Raw genomic sequence first — 18015 nt, 5'->3', positions numbered from 1 at the left:
GGGGTTTCTTTTTGGAATAAAATTTAATTGACCGCTTCGACCAATCGGATGAATTCGGCTTTGTAACCTTCGTCATCATTTTTTAACCCTGATTTGGCCAAACTCTTAATCTCATCAGATGATTTATTCGAAACCAGTTTGGAATCTCTCAGTTTCAGTCCGAACCAGGCCACGGCAGAGCTGAATTTGAAATCGGCAGAAGTGCTTTCCAAAGCAATTGCTTTATCCGCAATCACATCAACCATTTCGATGCTTTTGTCACCATCGGGTTTTTTGTAACGGAATTTGATCGTCGCCAGTTCTTCAGCATAATTGGTTTCAGAATCACTTTTTACTTTGGTGTATTTCAAATCGGAAGGCACATAATCGCTATCCACGCCAACAGGAATAATTTCATACAAAGCTGTCACGGAATGTCCGCTGCCCAATTCGCCTGCGTCAATGGCGTCATTTTTAAAATCTTCAGGTTTTAATCTTCGGTTTTCGTAGCCAATCAAACGATAAGCCTGAACGTGTTTCGGGTTGAACTCAATTTGGATTTTGACATCTTTCGCAATGGCAAACATTGAGCCTTTGAATTCCTTGCCCAAAAAGCGGTTGGCTTCCTGAATGTTATCGATATAAGCATAATTTCCATTGCCTTTATCGGCTAAAATTTCCATCTTACTGTCTTTGTAATTGCCCATTCCATAACCCAAAACAGTCAAAAATACACCCGATTTTCTTTTTTCTTCAATCAGGTCTTCCATGTCATCATCAGAAGAAGCGCCAACATTAAAATCACCATCTGTGGCCAATATTACACGGTTGTTTCCTTCTTTGATGAAGTTTTGCTCTGCCAGTCTGTAAGCCAATTTGATGCCTTCACCGCCAGCCGTGCTTCCGCCAGCCATTAAATCGTCAAAAGCATCTATGATTTTGTCTTTTTCGTCACCTGATGTTGGTTCTAAAACAACTCCTGCTGCGCCGGCATAAACTACGATGGAAACTTTGTCTTTGCTTCGGAGTTCTTTGACCAAAACTTTCATGGATTCTTTGAGCAAAGGCAATTTGTTTTCGTCACTCATCGAACCGGAAACATCAACCAGGAAAACCAAATTGGAAGCCGGCAGATTGTCTGTTGGGATGTTTTTGCCCTGCAAACCGATTTTCAGCAATTTGTGTTTCGGATTCCACGGACTCGTACTGTATTCCGTATTGATGGAAAACGGATGCTCGCTCTGCGGCTGTGGATATTGGTATTTAAAGAAGTTGACCATTTCTTCGATGCGAACGGCGTCTTTTGGAACCGCTTGTCCATTGTTGATGAAACGGCGAATATTGGTATAAGCGGCATTATCAACATCAATTGAAAAAGTGGATAATGGTGCAGTTTTAGGTGATTCGAAAGGATTTTCGATGAGTTCGGCATAGCTTTCCGAATTTTCATTTACTGCGACAGAATCTATCGCATTACCGTTGATGTCTTCAATGTCTGTTACTTCTACAGCAGATGAATCTGTTGCAGCGGCTTCTTGATAGGAATATTGTTTGCACCCGGCAAAAATAAGCATAAGAAGTACCGCTGAAAAAAAATGATTTTTTTTCATTTTAAAAAATGTTTAGAAAATTAATTAATGATTTTGTTTACTCAAATAACCTTCTGAATTCCGGATTTTTGCAGAAGAATGATTTACAATTTTGGTGCATCCAAATTTGATGCCAAAAAATTAAGCTAATCTTAAGATTTGAGCTCATGGCTTGAAAAAACTAGTATTTATAGTGGAATCTTATTTTGGTAATCCTGAAAACGGAGTCGCTATACTGTTCAATAAATTCAAACTTGTGTCTTCCGAGTTGTTCAAAGCTGATGATTCTCACAGCCGAAATTTCATAATACATATTGCTGCCTTCAATCATGAATTTATCTCCGTTTTTGCGATAGGCTGAACGGATCAATTCAAACTCGGATAAATTCCAGGTGGTAAGATTAGCCTCCAATGCTTCCATATCGGTGCATAAACCTTCGGTGATTTCCGTTTTGGAACCGTAATATTTATCGATGTGCTCAAAAAAAGCAATGATATTTTGGAGGAAGTCTTCTGGATTCATGGGATAAATATATATAAAATCCACAAAAAAAAGCCGCCTTGATTGGCGACTTTATAGATTAAGATTATTTTGTGTTAGATTTTTATTCCCGGAGGCAATAAATCTCTGTAGATGGTATTCTTTCTAAAGAAAAGGGCGATTTTTGGTAAAATCGGAACCACTTTTAGTTTACGTTCATAAGCAATTTCCATGATGTTTTTCAGCAAGTCATTGATAAACTCCTCATCATTAAAGCCGTCAAAAGTATTAATTCTCGTCAGGAATATTTTCTTTTCTTGAAAGGAATATTCAACAGAAATCAATTTCCCACCTACCAACGTTTCAAACTGTCGGGCAAAGGTGTTGTCTTTAATTTCCATTTTTTCTGAAATTAATGTCGTGTTCATAATCAAGTGAAATAAAAGGATTATTTTTATGCAAATTTACTAATAATTAACGAGCTTACGGTTAAATAATGTCGAAAATCCATGTTTACTTCATGCCAGGCATGGCAGCCAGTCCCACCATTTTTGAACGAATCCAATTGCCCCAAGATATTTTTGAAATGCATATGCTCGAATGGGAAATCCCTAATCCCGGTGAAAGTTTAAATGCTTATGCAAAGAGAATTGCTGAAAAAATACAACATGAAAGCCCTATTTTGATTGGCGTTTCCTTTGGCGGTGTATTGGTGCAGGAGATGAAACAGTTTCTGACTACAAGGAAAGTCATTATTATTTCAAGTGTAAAATCAAATGCCGAATTCCCGAGACGGTTGAAAATGGCAAAAACCACTAAAGCTTACAAGCTGATGCCGACCAAACTGCTGGAAAACATTCAATTATTGGCCAAATTTACTTTTGGTTCGTCTATTGTTAAGCAAAGATTGGCTTTGTACGATAAGTTTCTGGCCGTTCGCGACAAGCGTTATTTGGATTGGGCTATTGAGCAGATTATCAATTGGGAACGTAAAGAAGCTGATAAAGAAGTCATCCATATCCATGGTGATGCCGATGAAGTTTTTCCGCCAAAATACATCAGGAACTTCATTCCGGTCAAGGGTGGAACACACATTATGATCCTAACTAAATACCGCTGGCTGAACGATAATTTGCCTAAAATTATGTTAGAAGACAAGGCGTAACGGCTCAATTTTTGTAGCTTTACAATATAAAGTTGTAGTTTTACAACATCAAAATGAATGATTATGGAAACGAATAAAGCCCTTTTATCGACCCTTACCGTTGTTTTAATTTCGGGATTCCTGATTTTTGGAATCGCCGGAGAAAATAAGAACAAGAGCATGCGCAATGGCACTGCTATGTATTTCCCGACTGAAGTTGATTTCGCCGGAGAAAAAACACCGCTTCAAATTACTGACGTCAGAGAAAGACTGGACAGAGAGTTGCTGATCAACGCCAACTTGGATGCCACTACCGCCTTAATCATCAAACGTGCCAACAGAGCATTTCCGATTATCGAACCCATTCTGGCCAAATACGGCGTGCCGGATGATTTTAAATATTTAGCCGTAATCGAAAGCGGTTTGGTTAACGCAACTTCTCCATCAGGAGCAAAAGGAATCTGGCAGTTTATGCCTGATACCGCTAAGGAAAAAGGAATGGAAGTAAACGACATCGTCGATGAGCGTTATCATTTGGAAAAATCTACCGAAGCAGCCTGTCGTTATTTATTGGCTGCCAAAGAAAAATTTGGTTCCTGGACCTTAGCTGCGGCTTCCTATAATGGCGGCATGAATGGCATTACCAAAAAAATCGAGGAACAAAAAGTGACCAACTATTATGATTTGGGCTTAACCGAAGAAACATCGCGTTATGTTTTCAGGATTTTGGCCTTAAAAGAAATCATGAGAAATCCACCGCTTTTCGGATTCAATATTTATGAAACCGAATTGTATGCGCCGATTCCGACCAAAAAGGTTGAAGTGGACAGTACCATTAACGACTTAACCGGTTTTGCCATGTCGCAGGGAATCAATTATAAAATTCTGAAAATCCACAATCCGTGGTTGAGAGACAAAAAACTGGTTAATCCAACCAAGAAAAAATACGAAATAGAGATTCCGTTGTCTGGATATTAATCAGACTGCAGAAAGCAGGTCGCAGATTTCAGTTAAAAAAAAACGTCCCGAAATTTACGGGACGTTTTTTTATTTTCTGCTTATCAAAATCTGCATTCTGCGTTCTAGAATCTGTAGTCTTAAATCTTCTTCATCTGCTCTTTCATCATTTTGATCTGATCGTTCAGCATATTTTGTTTGTCGAGTTTTTTGGCTTCGTTTAACAAAGTAGTCGCTTCCATCTTACGTCTTTTAGACATCGCAATTCCGGCTAAGTTCAATTTGGCCACGGCCAAATCCATATCCATGCTCAACCCTAATTCTACTGCTTTTCTGAAGTATTTCTCCGATTGGTGCAAATTGGTTTGCGAAGTCATCAAACCGTGAAGATAATTGTAATAGCCTTGCTGTTTTCTAACCAAAGCCGTTTCAGGGTTTTTGATCTTATCCAGCCAAACTTTGGCTCCGGCAAAATCCTGTTTTCTCAATTTCAGGAACGCCAATAGGATAAATTCGTTTTTGTAATATAAAAAGACAGGAATAGCGGTTAATAAAATCAGGAAAATACCGTTACCGATATTACCTTCCGTAAATTGCCAAATTCCCGCTGCGACCATCAATGCCGCTATAATTAGTTTAATAAATCTGTGAAACATATTGTTGTAATTTTTTGTGGTTGCAAAGGTAGTAAAATGAATTAAAAATATTTTTAAAAAACTACTTGCCAGAAAAAAAAAGGTTTGTATATTTGCACTCGGTTTTAAAACAGCCGTATACCATAGAAATTAATACAAGATTTTAAAGATACACAGCAATGAGCAAAAGAACGTTTCAACCATCGAAAAGAAAAAGAAGAAATAAACACGGATTTATGGACAGAATGGCTTCTGCAAATGGAAGAAAAGTCCTTGCGCGTCGTAGAGCAAAAGGAAGACATAAATTGACTGTATCTTCTGAACCAAGACACAAAAAATAATGATTAGCTACTAATCAATATCAAGCCGTTACTTTTATTAGTAGCGGCTTTTTTTTAAACCTGTTCATAAATATTGATAAGTTGCAGGAGCTATTTCCCGCTGTTCGTTACAATCTTTTTATTTTTAAAAAGAAAAATAAAAAGGATTTTCACTGCCATCGGGGCTAGGATTAAGATTAAAATACAACATACACTTATAACAAACACACAACAACACAACACAATGCCTAAAGACAACTCCATCAAATCGGTTTTAATTATTGGTTCAGGACCAATCGTAATCGGACAAGCCTGCGAATTTGATTACGCCGGTTCCCAATCTGCCCGCTCACTTAGAGAAGAAGGAATCGAAGTCATCCTAATCAATTCCAATCCGGCAACGATTATGACCGATCCTTCCATGGCCGATCATGTTTACCTTTTGCCTTTAACAACCAAATCGATTATCCAGATTTTAAAAAATCACCCGCAAATTGATGCCGTTTTGCCAACGATGGGCGGACAAACCGCTTTGAACCTGTGTTTGGAAGCCGATGAAAAAGGCATCTGGCAAGATTTCGGTGTGCGATTAATCGGTGTGGATATCAACGCCATCAACATTACAGAAGACCGTGAGCAATTCAAACAATTGCTTGAAAAAATAGGCGTGCCAACTGCACCGGCCAAAACCGCAACGTCTTTTCTAAAAGGAAAGGAAATTGCGCAGGAATTTGGCTTTCCATTGGTAATCCGTCCATCGTTTACTTTGGGTGGAACCGGAGCAGCTTTTGTACACAAAAAAGAAGATTTTGACGACTTACTAACCCGTGGTTTAGAAGCGTCACCTATACACGAAGTCTTAATTGACAAGGCTTTATTGGGTTGGAAAGAGTACGAATTAGAATTACTTCGCGATCAAAACGACAACGTGGTAATCATCTGTTCAATCGAAAATATGGATCCAATGGGAATCCATACCGGAGATTCGATTACGGTTGCACCGGCCATGACATTGTCTGATACCACATTCCAAAAAATGCGTGATATGGCCATTCTGATGATGCGCTCTATCGGGAATTTTGCCGGAGGATGTAACGTGCAATTCGCTGTTTCACCAGACGAAAGAGAAGATATCGTAGCGATTGAAATCAATCCGCGTGTATCGCGTTCGTCAGCCTTGGCATCCAAAGCAACTGGCTATCCGATTGCGAAAGTAGCAACAAAATTAGCTTTAGGTTACAACCTAAACGAACTGCAAAACCAAATCACTAAATCGACTTCGGCTTTATTCGAACCCACTTTGGATTACGTAATCGTAAAAATCCCGCGTTGGAACTTCGACAAATTCGAAGGCTCAGACCGAACTTTAGGACTTCAAATGAAATCCGTTGGTGAAGTTATGGGCATCGGGCGTTCGTTCCAGGAAGCGTTGCACAAAGCAACTCAGTCGTTAGAGATTAAGCGAAACGGAATTGGTGCTGACGGAAAAGGCTATAAAAACTACGAACAGATTATCGAGAAACTGACTTTCGCAAGTTGGGACCGTGTTTTTGTGATTTATGATGCGATTGCGATGGGCATTCCATTGAGCAGAATCCACGAAATCACCAAAATCGATATGTGGTTCTTAAAACAATACGAAGAGTTATACTTTTTGGAAAGAGAAATTTCGCAATACAAAGTTGATACTTTACCCAAAGAACTATTACTCGAAGCCAAACAAAAAGGTTATGGTGACCGCCAAATAGCGCACATGATGGGTTGTTTGGAAAGCCAAGTGTACAAATTGCGTGAGGAAATGAATGTGAAAAGAGTGTACAAATTGGTTGACACTTGTGCGGCCGAGTTTAAAGCCTTGACGCCCTATTACTACTCAACATTTGAAGCCGAAATCCAAACGGCCAGTGGAGAAAGATACGTTCACAACGAAAGTATCGTAACTCCGAAAAAGAAAGTGGTGGTTTTAGGTTCGGGACCAAATAGAATCGGGCAGGGAATTGAGTTTGATTATTCTTGTGTACACGGTGTTTTGGCGGCCAAAGAATGTGGCTACGAAACCATCATGATCAACTGTAACCCGGAAACGGTTTCGACTGATTTTGATACAGCAGACAAATTGTACTTCGAGCCTGTATTCTGGGAACACATTTATGACATTATCAGACACGAAAAACCGGAAGGTGTAATCGTTCAGCTGGGCGGACAAACCGCTTTGAAACTAGCTGAAAAATTAGACCGTTACGGCATCAAAATATTAGGGACATCATTCGATGCTTTGGATTTAGCCGAAGACAGAGGTCGTTTCTCCGACTTGTTGACTGAATTAAAAATTCCTTTCCCAAAATTTGGCGTAGCGGAAAATGCGGATCAGGCTTCAGCTTTAGCCGATGTGTTGGATTTTCCGCTATTGGTTCGTCCTTCCTACGTTTTAGGAGGACAAGGCATGAAAATCGTCATCAACAAACAGGAATTGGAAGAACACGTAATCGATTTGCTGAAAAATATCCCAGGCAACAAATTGCTTTTGGATAACTATTTAGACGGCGCAATCGAAGCAGAAGCCGATGCGATTTGCGATGGTGAAAATGTGTACATCATCGGAATCATGGAACATATCGAACCTTGTGGCGTGCACTCGGGAGATTCCAATGCCACTTTGCCACCGTTTAATCTGGGCGAATTTGTAATGCAGCAAATCAAAGACCATACAAAGAAAATTGCTTTGGCCCTGAGAACCGTTGGTTTAATCAACATCCAGTTTGCCATCAAAGACGATATCGTTTACATCATTGAAGCCAATCCGAGAGCATCACGTACAGTACCGTTTATTGCGAAAGCGTATGGCGAACCGTATGTAAATTATGCTACGAAAGTAATGTTGGGCGAAAACAAAGTAACCGATTTCACTTATAATCCACAGTTGAAAGGCTATGCGATCAAGCAACCGGTTTTCTCTTTTAGCAAGTTCCCGAATGTCAACAAAGCACTCGGACCGGAGATGAAATCCACAGGAGAAAGCATCTTGTTCATTGATGATTTGAAAGACGATCAGTTTTATGAATTGTATTCTCGAAGAAAAATGTATCTGAGCAAATAATATAAAATTGAAAAGCCGTCGTAAGACGGCTTTTTTTATGAGTCTTCTTTTACTGGAACAGTTCTTGTGGGATAAAAATGACTGAATTATAATTTGTTATAATTTATTTGTAGAAAAAACTCCTCATATTTGTGTAACCAATACCTAAAAAGCCATGAAAAAAATTATTTATCTTGTTTGTTTTGCCACCTTATTTTTGAGCTCTTGTTCTTCTGATTCCAGTCAATCTACTGCGGCGGAGGATGATGTATTGGTAAAGGAAGTTTGGACGGATAATGATACTAATCCTATACATTTTAATTATGACGGAAAGAAATTTGTCAGTACAAATTATGATGGCGAAGACAGATATTATACATATACAGGTGACCTGATTACAAAAATTCAAACTTATAATAATGGTAATGGTCTTGGCTACGGATTAAGAGTAGAAAGCCTTTTTACTTATGATACAAGCGGGCGGTTGACTGAACATGTTTTTAAATCTATTCCCGATGCCAATAATATTGATTATACCATTACAACAACTTTCGTTTATAATTCCAATAATACGATTTCTGTTGTAAAAACGATTGGATACCCAACATTAGCATTCAGTTACGTTCCAGAAACAAGACTAATTCATTTATCAGGAACGACAATAATCAGTGAAGATACTTCAGTTTATAATACGACAGGTGGTTTTGAATATGGTTACACCACCAGTTACAATTACGATACTAAAAACAATCCATTTAAAAATGTGATAGGTTACAAAGAAATTTATTTAGCGGAAGATTATGTGTTTTGCTTTGATCATCTGAGTTATTTGCATAATATTGTAGCCAGTGATGAAATAACAGTTACTTATACCTATAATAGCCTGAATTTCCCGGTAACAGCTGCAACGACTTCTGTTTCAGAACCTCAGATTCCGCCGTCAATGACACATTATATTTATTATTAAGCGAATACGATAAAATCTCCCAAGTGATAGCTTGGGATTTTTTATGTTTAAATTTTAATCAGTTTATAGTTGGCACTTCCTCGCCAGGTTTGGATTGTTAAAAAATAAAAACCGCTTTGGAAAATACTGAGGTCTATTGGTCTCATATTTTCAATAGCATTGCTTTGAAGCAGTTTTCCGTTGATGTCAAAGATTTTATAGTAGGCATTCATTGGATGCACCATTTCGATAGTTAAATAATCAGCAGCCGGATTCGGGTACAAAATAAAATTATCCTTAATGTTATCAGGAATCTCTAGAGCAACCATTTCCGTGGTAACCGTATTGGTAAGTATAGGTTGATTGTAATCAAAGTAAATATTCGAATTCGAACTCGCTATATCACCAATGGCAAAGTCGCTTTTTGGTTTAATCCTGTATGCCATCCAACCATGACTTGCCGGTTCATTAGCCGATTCATAAGGTAAATCAATATTTGAAAAGGTATAAGTCAAATCATTTCCGTTTTTGAGTTGAATATTGGCTTGATGGCTTGAAGAGATAGGTTCAAAGGTATTCCAATCCAGTTTCGCATCCAGCATTTCTTTGATGACAACCGTTGTGGCATTAGCCGTACCGTTGTTTTGAAAGCGCGTTACATAAGTCAGGTAATTATTGGCTTCGGCAGTAGTGATATACTCACCTTCGATTACTGTTTTGTCATTTGGGTCAAACGAACTTCTCACGGTTTGTTCCCAGGAAAAAGTATTATTGGTCGGAGTATTATCTCCTGCAATTGGATTGGCCACTACAGTAAAGTTCAATAAATCATTGACATTTACAGTTGGTGGCGTTAGGACATTAAAAGTCAAAGCAATATTATGGTGTTCAAAAGGCTGAAGGTTGGTGTAATTCCAGATCAAGGTGTTTGCCGTGGTACTGTTTTGAGCAGGTGATGCATTGTTAAACGTCAATTTACCGTTGTCAAAAGTCAATACGATGCTTCCGCTCAGATTGGTGGTTCCATTGTTCCAAAAGCTAATGTAGTAACCTGCCGTATTTCCCGGAATGGCTTGGTTCACATTGTGCATTGAAACACTCAAATCGGAATAATTGGTTGTTGGACTTAGGCAGAAATCATTGTTGCCATAATTAATTGGGTTGGGAGAGTTATACGTCCAAAAATTTATTGACGCAGGATTACTGGTAAATGCATTATTTAAACCGTTTGTAGCAACAAGGTCGTTGTTGATGCCCATATTGGGAACAATGATTTGGTAATTCCCATTCGTATTGGTGAAAGTAGTGTAAATATCTTGTCCATTATCGTTTGTAACCCTGCGGTAAGGAAAGTTGATTCCTGTTGTGCAATTGTCATTGTTGAGATTGAGTTTTACATTTCCTGTAATGGTGTGTGGGCCTAAGTCATTCAGTTTGGTGATTACATTTGCATAATTGGGATTTGGGCATAAATAACATTGGGATTCATCCGTAAATTCAATGGTATTATTGATTTGACAATAATCTAAATAGGATACGTAAGAATTATTATATACGTAGCCAGAATTGACTTCGTTCTGTGTTATATAATGAATTCCGGAGGCTGTGGTTTCAAAACCTGAATAAGTAATGTTGCTTACAACAGCATTATCGTCATTTATGTCTATTTGGTTGGGATATTCGGAAGAATTCATACTATAGGTATAAAAAACGGCATCACCAACATCAACTATGGAATTGTTGTTTAAATCCTGATAAGTGCCTTGTTGTACTGCAGTAGCATAGGATTGATAGTAGCTTGTGGTATAACTATCATTATAATAGGTACCATATCCCGGGCTGACATAATAATTTGGATCAGCTGATAAATCTGTTATTTCACTGCCTCCGGTTGTCGTCGCATGAACCATTGCCTGACTCACGTCAAAACACGTTGCACCACTGGAGGCTGACAAATTGGTTATTTCCTGGCCTGGAGCCAAAGTAGGAATCGTAGTAAATCCAAATGATAGAGGGTAATTGCCAAAGGTCTGAGTTACATATATATTGGTCAATGGCTCGTCTCCTATGTTTTTAATTTTTAGGGTGTAAGAACCCGGCCAGGGTGAGGTCATAATCAAACCTATTATTGGTGTGGTTACTTCCTTGGATTTAGTTTTGGCAAAGCCGAAGAGAAAGGATAAACAAAATACAAATAAAAGTAATTTTTGTTTCATATGAATGACTATCAGGTTGATTCTGATAAAGATATAAAATTAAGTGTAGGTTTTTTACTTTTTTTTCTCCTCTTCTTCCAAATCACTCAAATGCAGACGCAAAGCGGTTACTGAAATGCTGATTTCCCAGAAAGAAATTCCTAATGAAGTCAATAAACACAATAAACTGGCCGCAAAAAGATAAATCCCTGCCGTTTGTTGTTCGAGAAACAAACACAACATCGCAAACACGGAAAGGAACAAACACAACACGCCAAAAAGCTGCATGTACCGAATCAGTGAAAGCCTCAGGTTGAGGTTTTTGATTTGGAGTAAAATGCTTTTGGTATGTACTTCGTCATAGTGTTTCTTCAAACTGCGGACGATTTGGGCAATCGTCAGGAACCGATTGGTATAGGCCAACAAAATCAAAGAAGTTGCTGAAAAGAGTAGTGCCGGAGTTTCTATGTTGAGTGTCATTATAATTATGGGTTATAGATTATGGTGCCTGTTATTTTTGATTGGTCAATTAAGCCGGTGTAACGGGAATCTTCAACATTATCCCTATTATCACCAAGTACAAAAACCTTTCCTTTCGGAATGGTTAATGGGCCAAAATTGTCTTTATTCCAATCATTGTGGTAAGTCTTTTGGATGTATTTATCAGCTTCGCCTTTTTGAGCAATAATTCTGGAAGATTCAAGATGCAATTCTTTGGCTATTTGGTCACTGATAAAAGCATAAACAGTATCATTATCTTCCATTTGCATCATGATGTGAGATGGAATTTTACTGTAAACCTGATTGTCTTCAAACTTTTTCGAAGGCATTTTGTACCGATGCATCAAACTGAGTTTTTCATCTGCATTTTTATCATTAACATACAAAATACCATCTTTGATTTCCACTTTGTCATTTTCCCGGCCACACAGGCGATGTACTACTGTAAGCGTATCGTTGAGCTTGAGTATAATGAAATCACCAACTTTAGGATTCACAAGATTACTGGATAAAACCCTGGCATTCATCTTGAGATTGGGTTCGCTCGATATGCTACTGATCTTAAAAGTCTTTAATGCTCCTGCAAAACTCAGGATCAGAAAGAAAAGGTAGATTCCCAGCAGTGTAAAGAAGACAATTTTTATGGTTTTGTTCATGTTGGTTTATCGATATAAGCATTACCAAACTTACAAAAAAACCCGTTAGCTTTCACTAACAGGTCTTTACTCTTTATTCTATATTCTTTTCTCTTATTTAATCAACTCAAAACTTCTTTTTACAAAAGCGGTTAGTTCTTCGCCTTTTAATAAACCTTGAGAGATTTTGGCTAAGTCTAACGCTTGCTTTACCAAACCTTCCTGAGCTGCTTTATCCGAAGTGTTCAAAATGGTGTTAGCCAAATCGGAGTTGGTGTTCACCACCAAATTATACATTTCAGGGAAATGGCCCATGCCAAACATTCCGCCACCGCCGGTTTGGCTCATTTCTTTCATTCTTCGCATGAACTCTGGCTGCGTGATAATAAATGGTGCGGCTGAGCTGTCCATTGGTTCCAGTTGTACGGTGTAATTGGCTTTTGGTACAATTTCTTCCACTACGGTTTTTAATTGCGTAGATTCTTCTTCAGACAATTTTGAAATTGGTGTGTCTTCTTTTTGAATCAATTTGTCGATGTGGTCTGAGTCAACACGAACAAAAGTCAGGTTGTCGTTATCGCTTTCCAGTTTCTGGATCAAATGCGAAACAATAGGTGAATCCAATAACAATACTTCATATCCTTTGTCTTTGGCGATTTCCACATAGCTGTGCTGTGCGTCTTTATTCGAAGCATACAAGACCACCAATTTTCCGTTTTTGTCGGTTTGGTTTGCTGTGATGGCTTCTTTTAGTTCGGCCAAAGTGTAATATTTGTCCTCAACTGTCGGATACAAAACAAAATCACCAGCTTTTTCATAGAATTTAGGTTCCGATAACATTCCGTATTCCAATACGATTTTGATATCGTTCCATTTTTGCTCAAAATCCTCGCGGTTTTCGTTGAATAAGGATTTCAGTTTGTCTGCCACTTTTTTGGTGATGTAATTCGAAATTTTCTTCACATTGCCATCAGACTGCAGATAAGAACGCGATACATTCAGCGGAATGTCCGGAGAATCGATTACACCTTTCAGCATACCCAAAAATTCAGGAACGATTCCTTCTACGTTGTCAGTGACATACACCTGATTTTGGTACAATTGGATTTTGTCTTTTTGCAATTGCAAATCGGAAGACATTTTCGGGAAATATAAAATTCCGGTCAGGTTGAACGGATAATCCACATTCAGATGAATATTGAACAATGGTTCTTCAAATTGCATCGGGTACAATTCGCGATAGAAATTTTTATAATCTTCCTCGGTTAAATCCACCGGTTGCTTGGTCCAAGCCGGATTTGGATTGTTGATGATGTTGTCTACTTCAACTTCAGTAAAGATGTTGTCTTTGTTTTCGGCGTCAACTTGTTCACCCTTTTTCTGTTCAATTTTTTCTGTACGGGTTCCGAATTTAATCGGTACCGGCATGAATTTGTTGTATTTGGTCAACAATTCACGGATTCTGTATTCTTCCAAAAATTCTAAAGAATCTTCCGCGATATGCAAAATGATTTCGGTTCCTCTGTCGGTTTTGTCATGCGGTTCCAAAGTAAATTCCGGACTGCCATCACATGTCCAGTGTGCTGCCGGTTCGTCTTTGTATGATTTGGTGATGATTTCTACTTTTTCGGCTACCATAAAGGCAGAATAGAAACCAAGACCAAAGTGACCAATGATGCCTGAATCTTTGGCAGAGTCTTTATATTTCTCAAGGAATTCTTCGGCTCCTGAAAATGCCACCTGGTTGATATATTTTTCAACTTCTTCAGCGGTCATTCCCAAACCTTGGTCGATAAGGTGTAGTTTTTTGCCTTCTTTGTCGATTTTAACTTCTATGATTGGATTGCCATATTCTACTTTGGCTTCACCAATACTCGTTAAGTGTTTTAATTTTAGGGTTGCATCCGTCGCATTGGATACTAATTCACGCAAGAAAATTTCGTGGTCGCTGTATAAAAACTTCTTGATAAGCGGAAAGATGTTTTCAACTGATACATTAATTTTTCCTGTTGTCATAGGGTTATTTTTTTAGATTAAACGATTAGGATTTCTACCACTCAAAACTAATACCAATAGTAATCATTATGACAAATTGACGTAGTAAGAATTCTACAAGCATTTAGTAAAATTATGTAAAGAGGGAATCAAAAATGGATGTATCTTTGTCTTACAAATACATTAACATATAATAAGGATGAAAAAAGTTATTTTACTAAGTTTATTATCGGTTTTGATTTTATCGTGTAAATCGAAATCAGCTACCAACAATGAAGTAGACAACAAAACCGAACGTGTCATAAAAGGCGATTGGGCAATTTCTTCGATAAGTTATCCCGGATCTGATGTCATTAAGGTTACTTCTTTTGATTTGGCCGATTCAAAGTGTTTTATCGGTAGTTCATGGAAATTTATTTCCAACAATAACAAAGGTACTTTATCACTGAAAAACCCAAGCTGTACTTCTTACAGTACACCAATTACTTGGTTCATCAACAAAGACGGTCAGTTTGTTATGAAAATCCTTGATGAAGCTAAAGCCAAAAAAGTTAAGGAAGGTTATATTTTGAGAGTAGCCAACGTAACTGATAATTCTTTCCAATTGATTGACAGAATCAATGTAGGAGGAACTTTAACCGATGTCGTTTATCAATTTCAAAAAAAGTAAATTAAATAAGTATCATGAAAAAAGTCAGTACAATATTATTATCAGGATTACTCCTTATATCAACGGTTTTCACCAGTTGTGAATCTGTAAAAAACACAAATAAAACACAACGTGGTGCCGCGATTGGTGCTGTTGGTGGTGCCGTTATCGGAGGTGTTTTAGGAAACAATTTAGGAAAAGGCGGAAAAGGAGCTTTAGGTGCAGTATTAGGTGGCGTTATTGGTGGCGTTGCCGGAGGTGTTATCGGGAACAAAATGGACAAACAGGCGCGTGAAATCGAAACGGCGTTACCAGGTGCTCAGGTTGAAAGAGTAGGTGAAGGAATCAGATTGGTTTTAGGAGAAAATGCAGTGCGTTTTGATACCAATAAATCAACATTGACTTCAGCGGCAAAAGCCAACTTGGATAAATTGGTTCCGGTATTCAATCAATATCCTGATACCAATATCCAAATTTACGGTTATACAGACAGTACCGGTACGCCGGAATACAATTTGACTTTATCTGAGCAAAGAGCGGCTTCGGTTAAAAGTTATTTGGCCGGAAAAGGAATTTCATCAGGAAGATTTACGACTTCCGGTTTAGGAATCGCTGATCCGATTGCAACCAATGATACAGCAGAAGGAAGAAGCCAAAACCGTCGTGTAGAGTTTGCGATTACCGCTAATGAAAAAATGGTTCAGGACGCTCAGAAAGAAGCCGGAAAATAAGAATCATTACACTATAATTAAAAGCGTTCATCTCAAGTGAGCGCTTTTTTTATTTTCAATTTTTTTGAACAACATTTAACAAAACTTTCTGTTTCGTTTTTTCTTAAAATAGTTCCACAGCCGTAAATTTACACAGCATTTAAAATTAATATTATGGCTACAACAAAACAATCGAAGACAAAAAAAAGTACGGTCAATGACGATCACATTATCAGTTTGTATATGAATGATGTATTGGAGACCAACGAAGAACCAAAAAATGCTTTTGTATTCTGTAGGAAGCATGAAATTGAAGAAAGTGATTTCTATTCTTTCTTTGGTTCATTTGAAGCCTTAAAGCAAGCCATCTGGGTTAAGTTTTTTGACAATGCCATAGCGACGATTGAAAAGGAAAAGGATTTCGACAGTTATTCAGATAAGAATAAATTATTGACACTCTATTTCACTTTGTTTGAAATACTGACATTGAACAGAAGTTATGTGCTGTTTTCACTAAAGGAAAATAAGGAAGGATTAAAAAACCTGAAAAATTTAAAAGTTTTCAGAAACCGATTTAAGGAATATATCGTAGATAAAATAAAGTCAAAACCCTCAGAGCAATTCGGGAAAGTAGCGAAAGTAACCGAACCTGTTTTCTCTGAAGGTGCTTGGCTTCAGTTCTTATTCATATTGAAATTTTGGATGGATGATACGTCAAAAGGATTTGAAAAAACCGATGTGCTGATTGAGAAATCAATCAATACGATAAGCGATTTATTAGATACTAAACCGTTGGAAAGTTTGTTTGATTTGGGCAAATTTCTTTGGAAAGAAAAAATGCAATAACCAATGAAGACATTAGATAAAATTCCAACAGGCAAAATAGAACGTGCCAGTCAATTGGTCAAAACCGGAATCAAAGTAGGAGGAAACTATGTCGCTTATTATGGCGAAAAAATAGTGAACCCAACATTAAACCGTGACAAACTGAACGAAAACAATGCAGAAGATATTTATGACGGATTGAAAAACCTAAAAGGAAGTGCTTTGAAAGTCGCCCAAATGTTGAGCATGGACAAAAGCATTATGCCGCAGGCTTATGTGGATAAGTTTTCACTGTCTCAATTTTCGGTTCCGCCTTTGTCAGCACCATTGGTTAGAAAAACATTCAAAAAATATTTGGGGCAATATCCCGAAGAATTATACGATTCCTTCACGCCGGATGCTATGAATGCCGCGAGTATCGGTCAGGTACACAAGGCAACCAAAGATGGGAAAAAGTTGGCTGTGAAAATCCAATATCCGGGAGTGGCTGATAGTATCAGTTCTGATTTGGCTTTGGTCAAACCGTTTGCGGTCAGAATGTTTAATCTGAAAGGAAAGGATTCTGAGAAGTATTTTCAGGAAGTGGAAAACAAACTGCTTGAAGAAACCGATTATGTTTTGGAATTAAAGCAAAGTATGGAAGTTTCCGATTGGTGCAGCAAAATTGAGAACCTGCGTTTCCCGAAATATTATCCTGAGCTTTCTTCGGAGAAGATTTTGACGATGGAATGGATAGACGGCGAACACCTTTCAGAATTTGCAGCGCACAATAAAGATAGGGCTTTAGGAGACAAAATCGGGCAGGCGTTATGGGATTTTTATATGTACCAAATGCATTATTTGAAACAAGTACACGCCGATCCGCATCCGGGAAATTTCCTGATTGACAAGAATGGCGTTTTGGTAGCGATAGATTTTGGCTGTATCAAGCACGTTCCGGAAGAATTTTATATTCCTTATTTTGAATTGGCAGAACCCAAAGTAATGAACGACCCGAAACAGTTCCGTGAAAAATTGTATGAATTGGAAATTTTGCGCCAGGATGACAGCGCAGCAGAAATTGAATATTTTTCCAAAGTCTTCCATGACCTGCTGAGTTTGTTTACCGGACCATATCACAATGATAGTTTCGATTTTTCAGATGATGAATATTTCAATAACATAGCCCAAATGGGTGAAGAGTTGACCAAAGATACCCAACTCAGAAAAATGAACGGGAACAGAGGTTCTAAACATTTTTTGTACATCAACCGTACTTTCTTCGGATTGTACAATTTGTTACACGATTTAAAAGCGCGAATTGACACCAAGTCATTCGAAAAATATATTTCTTAACTGAAATAAAGGTTATTGGTTAGGTTGGTAAGAGCGACACTCC

At 38.0% G+C, this 18015-nt stretch carries 17 protein-coding genes; 9 read left to right on the top strand and 8 right to left on the bottom strand.

The genetic code is table 11. The features are described from left to right. Nucleotides 1–23: 23 nt before the first annotated feature. From P1K33_RS02575 to P1K33_RS02565, 3 genes are all read right to left on the bottom strand, one after another. Nucleotides 24–1589: a vWA domain-containing protein gene (locus tag P1K33_RS02575; RefSeq protein ID WP_350028971.1), complete on the bottom strand. Its 1566-nt coding sequence runs from the start codon at nucleotides 1587–1589 to the stop codon at nucleotides 24–26. 160 nt (nucleotides 1590–1749) lie between these two features. After that, nucleotides 1750–2091: a hypothetical protein gene (locus P1K33_RS02570; protein WP_284651295.1), complete on the bottom strand. Its 342-nt coding sequence runs from the start codon at nucleotides 2089–2091 to the stop codon at nucleotides 1750–1752. A gap of 74 nt (nucleotides 2092–2165) precedes the next feature. Further along, a complete protein-coding gene (locus tag P1K33_RS02565) occupies nucleotides 2166–2450 on the bottom strand; it encodes a GNAT family N-acetyltransferase (protein ID WP_284651615.1) in 285 nt (94 codons plus the stop codon). Nucleotides 2451–2545: 95 nt separating this feature from the next. Between P1K33_RS02565 and P1K33_RS02560 the strand changes: the two genes are divergently transcribed. Then, nucleotides 2546–3214, top strand: coding sequence for a YqiA/YcfP family alpha/beta fold hydrolase (locus P1K33_RS02560; protein WP_284651294.1), 669 nt, complete (start codon nucleotides 2546–2548; stop codon nucleotides 3212–3214). 63 nt (nucleotides 3215–3277) lie between these two features. Further along, a complete protein-coding gene (locus P1K33_RS02555; RefSeq protein ID WP_284651293.1) occupies nucleotides 3278–4171 on the top strand; it encodes a lytic transglycosylase domain-containing protein in 894 nt (297 codons plus the stop codon). 119 nt (nucleotides 4172–4290) lie between these two features. Here P1K33_RS02555 and P1K33_RS02550 read toward each other — a convergent pair whose 3' ends face one another. Next, nucleotides 4291–4806: a DUF2892 domain-containing protein gene (locus P1K33_RS02550; protein WP_284651292.1), complete on the bottom strand. Its 516-nt coding sequence runs from the start codon at nucleotides 4804–4806 to the stop codon at nucleotides 4291–4293. A 158-nt stretch (nucleotides 4807–4964) separates the two neighbouring features. Between P1K33_RS02550 and rpmH the strand changes: the two genes are divergently transcribed. From rpmH to P1K33_RS02535, 3 genes are all read left to right on the top strand, one after another. After that, on the top strand, nucleotides 4965–5126 hold the full coding sequence (rpmH, locus tag P1K33_RS02545; RefSeq protein WP_008464848.1) for a 50S ribosomal protein L34: 162 nt from the start codon (nucleotides 4965–4967) through the stop codon (nucleotides 5124–5126). A 223-nt stretch (nucleotides 5127–5349) separates the two neighbouring features. Further along, nucleotides 5350–8202 carry a carbamoyl-phosphate synthase large subunit gene (gene carB, locus P1K33_RS02540; RefSeq protein WP_284651289.1) on the top strand — a complete coding sequence of 951 codons (2853 nt, stop codon included), beginning with the start codon at nucleotides 5350–5352 and terminating at the stop codon, nucleotides 8200–8202. Between the two features lie 154 nt (nucleotides 8203–8356). Next, nucleotides 8357–9148: a hypothetical protein gene (locus tag P1K33_RS02535; RefSeq protein ID WP_284651288.1), complete on the top strand. Its 792-nt coding sequence runs from the start codon at nucleotides 8357–8359 to the stop codon at nucleotides 9146–9148. Nucleotides 9149–9195: 47 nt separating this feature from the next. Here the strand turns inward: P1K33_RS02535 and P1K33_RS02530 are convergent, their stop codons facing one another. The 4 genes from P1K33_RS02530 to htpG form a co-directional block, all read right to left on the bottom strand. Then, nucleotides 9196–11343, bottom strand: coding sequence for a T9SS type A sorting domain-containing protein (locus P1K33_RS02530; protein ID WP_284651287.1), 2148 nt, complete (start codon nucleotides 11341–11343; stop codon nucleotides 9196–9198). 54 nt (nucleotides 11344–11397) lie between these two features. Continuing rightward, nucleotides 11398–11802 carry a DUF2721 domain-containing protein gene (locus tag P1K33_RS02525; RefSeq protein WP_284651286.1) on the bottom strand — a complete coding sequence of 135 codons (405 nt, stop codon included), beginning with the start codon at nucleotides 11800–11802 and terminating at the stop codon, nucleotides 11398–11400. 5 nt (nucleotides 11803–11807) lie between these two features. Next, nucleotides 11808–12479: a signal peptidase I gene (gene lepB / locus P1K33_RS02520; protein WP_284651285.1), complete on the bottom strand. Its 672-nt coding sequence runs from the start codon at nucleotides 12477–12479 to the stop codon at nucleotides 11808–11810. Between the two features lie 93 nt (nucleotides 12480–12572). Further along, the gene (gene htpG, locus P1K33_RS02515; RefSeq protein WP_284651284.1) at nucleotides 12573–14474 is read right to left on the bottom strand and encodes a molecular chaperone HtpG; all 1902 of its coding nucleotides are present in this window, start codon (nucleotides 14472–14474) and stop codon (nucleotides 12573–12575) included. 178 nt (nucleotides 14475–14652) lie between these two features. Between htpG and P1K33_RS02510 the strand changes: the two genes are divergently transcribed. The 4 genes from P1K33_RS02510 to P1K33_RS02495 all read left to right on the top strand — a co-directional run bounded on the left by P1K33_RS02510 (nucleotide 14653) and on the right by P1K33_RS02495 (nucleotide 17972). Further along, nucleotides 14653–15123 carry a lipocalin family protein gene (locus tag P1K33_RS02510; RefSeq protein WP_284651283.1) on the top strand — a complete coding sequence of 157 codons (471 nt, stop codon included), beginning with the start codon at nucleotides 14653–14655 and terminating at the stop codon, nucleotides 15121–15123. Between the two features lie 14 nt (nucleotides 15124–15137). After that, complete coding sequence (locus tag P1K33_RS02505; RefSeq protein ID WP_284651282.1) at nucleotides 15138–15833, top strand: YiaD family glycine zipper/OmpA-like lipoprotein; 696 nt, start codon at nucleotides 15138–15140, stop codon at nucleotides 15831–15833. A gap of 153 nt (nucleotides 15834–15986) precedes the next feature. Further along, nucleotides 15987–16658, top strand: coding sequence for a TetR family transcriptional regulator C-terminal domain-containing protein (locus tag P1K33_RS02500; RefSeq protein WP_284651281.1), 672 nt, complete (start codon nucleotides 15987–15989; stop codon nucleotides 16656–16658). A 3-nt stretch (nucleotides 16659–16661) separates the two neighbouring features. Then, on the top strand, nucleotides 16662–17972 hold the full coding sequence (locus P1K33_RS02495; protein WP_284651280.1) for an ABC1 kinase family protein: 1311 nt from the start codon (nucleotides 16662–16664) through the stop codon (nucleotides 17970–17972). Nucleotides 17973–18015 lie beyond the last annotated feature (43 nt).

The organism is Flavobacterium terrisoli (assembly GCF_030167905.1).
GTDB lineage: Bacteria > Bacteroidota > Bacteroidia > Flavobacteriales > Flavobacteriaceae > Flavobacterium > Flavobacterium terrisoli.
The sequence above is the reverse complement of the archived record's forward strand: the minus strand, read 5'-3'. Positions and strand labels throughout refer to the sequence as shown.

What these genes read in the sequence shown, in the direction of transcription:
- carB (WP_284651289.1), top strand. Translation starts at nt 5,350, where the DNA reads ATGCCTAAAGACAACTCCATCAAATCGGTTTTAATTATTGGTTCAGGA.
- P1K33_RS02575 (WP_350028971.1), bottom strand. Translation starts at nt 1,589, where the DNA reads ATGAAAAAAAATCATTTTTTTTCAGCGGTACTTCTTATGCTTATTTTT.
- P1K33_RS02510 (WP_284651283.1), top strand. Translation starts at nt 14,653, where the DNA reads ATGAAAAAAGTTATTTTACTAAGTTTATTATCGGTTTTGATTTTATCG.
- htpG (WP_284651284.1), bottom strand. Translation starts at nt 14,474, where the DNA reads ATGACAACAGGAAAAATTAATGTATCAGTTGAAAACATCTTTCCGCTT.
- P1K33_RS02495 (WP_284651280.1), top strand. Translation starts at nt 16,662, where the DNA reads ATGAAGACATTAGATAAAATTCCAACAGGCAAAATAGAACGTGCCAGT.
- P1K33_RS02535 (WP_284651288.1), top strand. Translation starts at nt 8,357, where the DNA reads ATGAAAAAAATTATTTATCTTGTTTGTTTTGCCACCTTATTTTTGAGC.
- rpmH (WP_008464848.1), top strand. Translation starts at nt 4,965, where the DNA reads ATGAGCAAAAGAACGTTTCAACCATCGAAAAGAAAAAGAAGAAATAAA.
- P1K33_RS02505 (WP_284651282.1), top strand. Translation starts at nt 15,138, where the DNA reads ATGAAAAAAGTCAGTACAATATTATTATCAGGATTACTCCTTATATCA.
- P1K33_RS02555 (WP_284651293.1), top strand. Translation starts at nt 3,278, where the DNA reads ATGGAAACGAATAAAGCCCTTTTATCGACCCTTACCGTTGTTTTAATT.
- P1K33_RS02570 (WP_284651295.1), bottom strand. Translation starts at nt 2,091, where the DNA reads ATGAATCCAGAAGACTTCCTCCAAAATATCATTGCTTTTTTTGAGCAC.
- P1K33_RS02565 (WP_284651615.1), bottom strand. Translation starts at nt 2,450, where the DNA reads ATGGAAATTAAAGACAACACCTTTGCCCGACAGTTTGAAACGTTGGTA.
- P1K33_RS02525 (WP_284651286.1), bottom strand. Translation starts at nt 11,802, where the DNA reads ATGACACTCAACATAGAAACTCCGGCACTACTCTTTTCAGCAACTTCT.
- P1K33_RS02550 (WP_284651292.1), bottom strand. Translation starts at nt 4,806, where the DNA reads ATGTTTCACAGATTTATTAAACTAATTATAGCGGCATTGATGGTCGCA.
- lepB (WP_284651285.1), bottom strand. Translation starts at nt 12,479, where the DNA reads ATGAACAAAACCATAAAAATTGTCTTCTTTACACTGCTGGGAATCTAC.
- P1K33_RS02530 (WP_284651287.1), bottom strand. Translation starts at nt 11,343, where the DNA reads ATGAAACAAAAATTACTTTTATTTGTATTTTGTTTATCCTTTCTCTTC.
- P1K33_RS02560 (WP_284651294.1), top strand. Translation starts at nt 2,546, where the DNA reads ATGTCGAAAATCCATGTTTACTTCATGCCAGGCATGGCAGCCAGTCCC.
- P1K33_RS02500 (WP_284651281.1), top strand. Translation starts at nt 15,987, where the DNA reads ATGGCTACAACAAAACAATCGAAGACAAAAAAAAGTACGGTCAATGAC.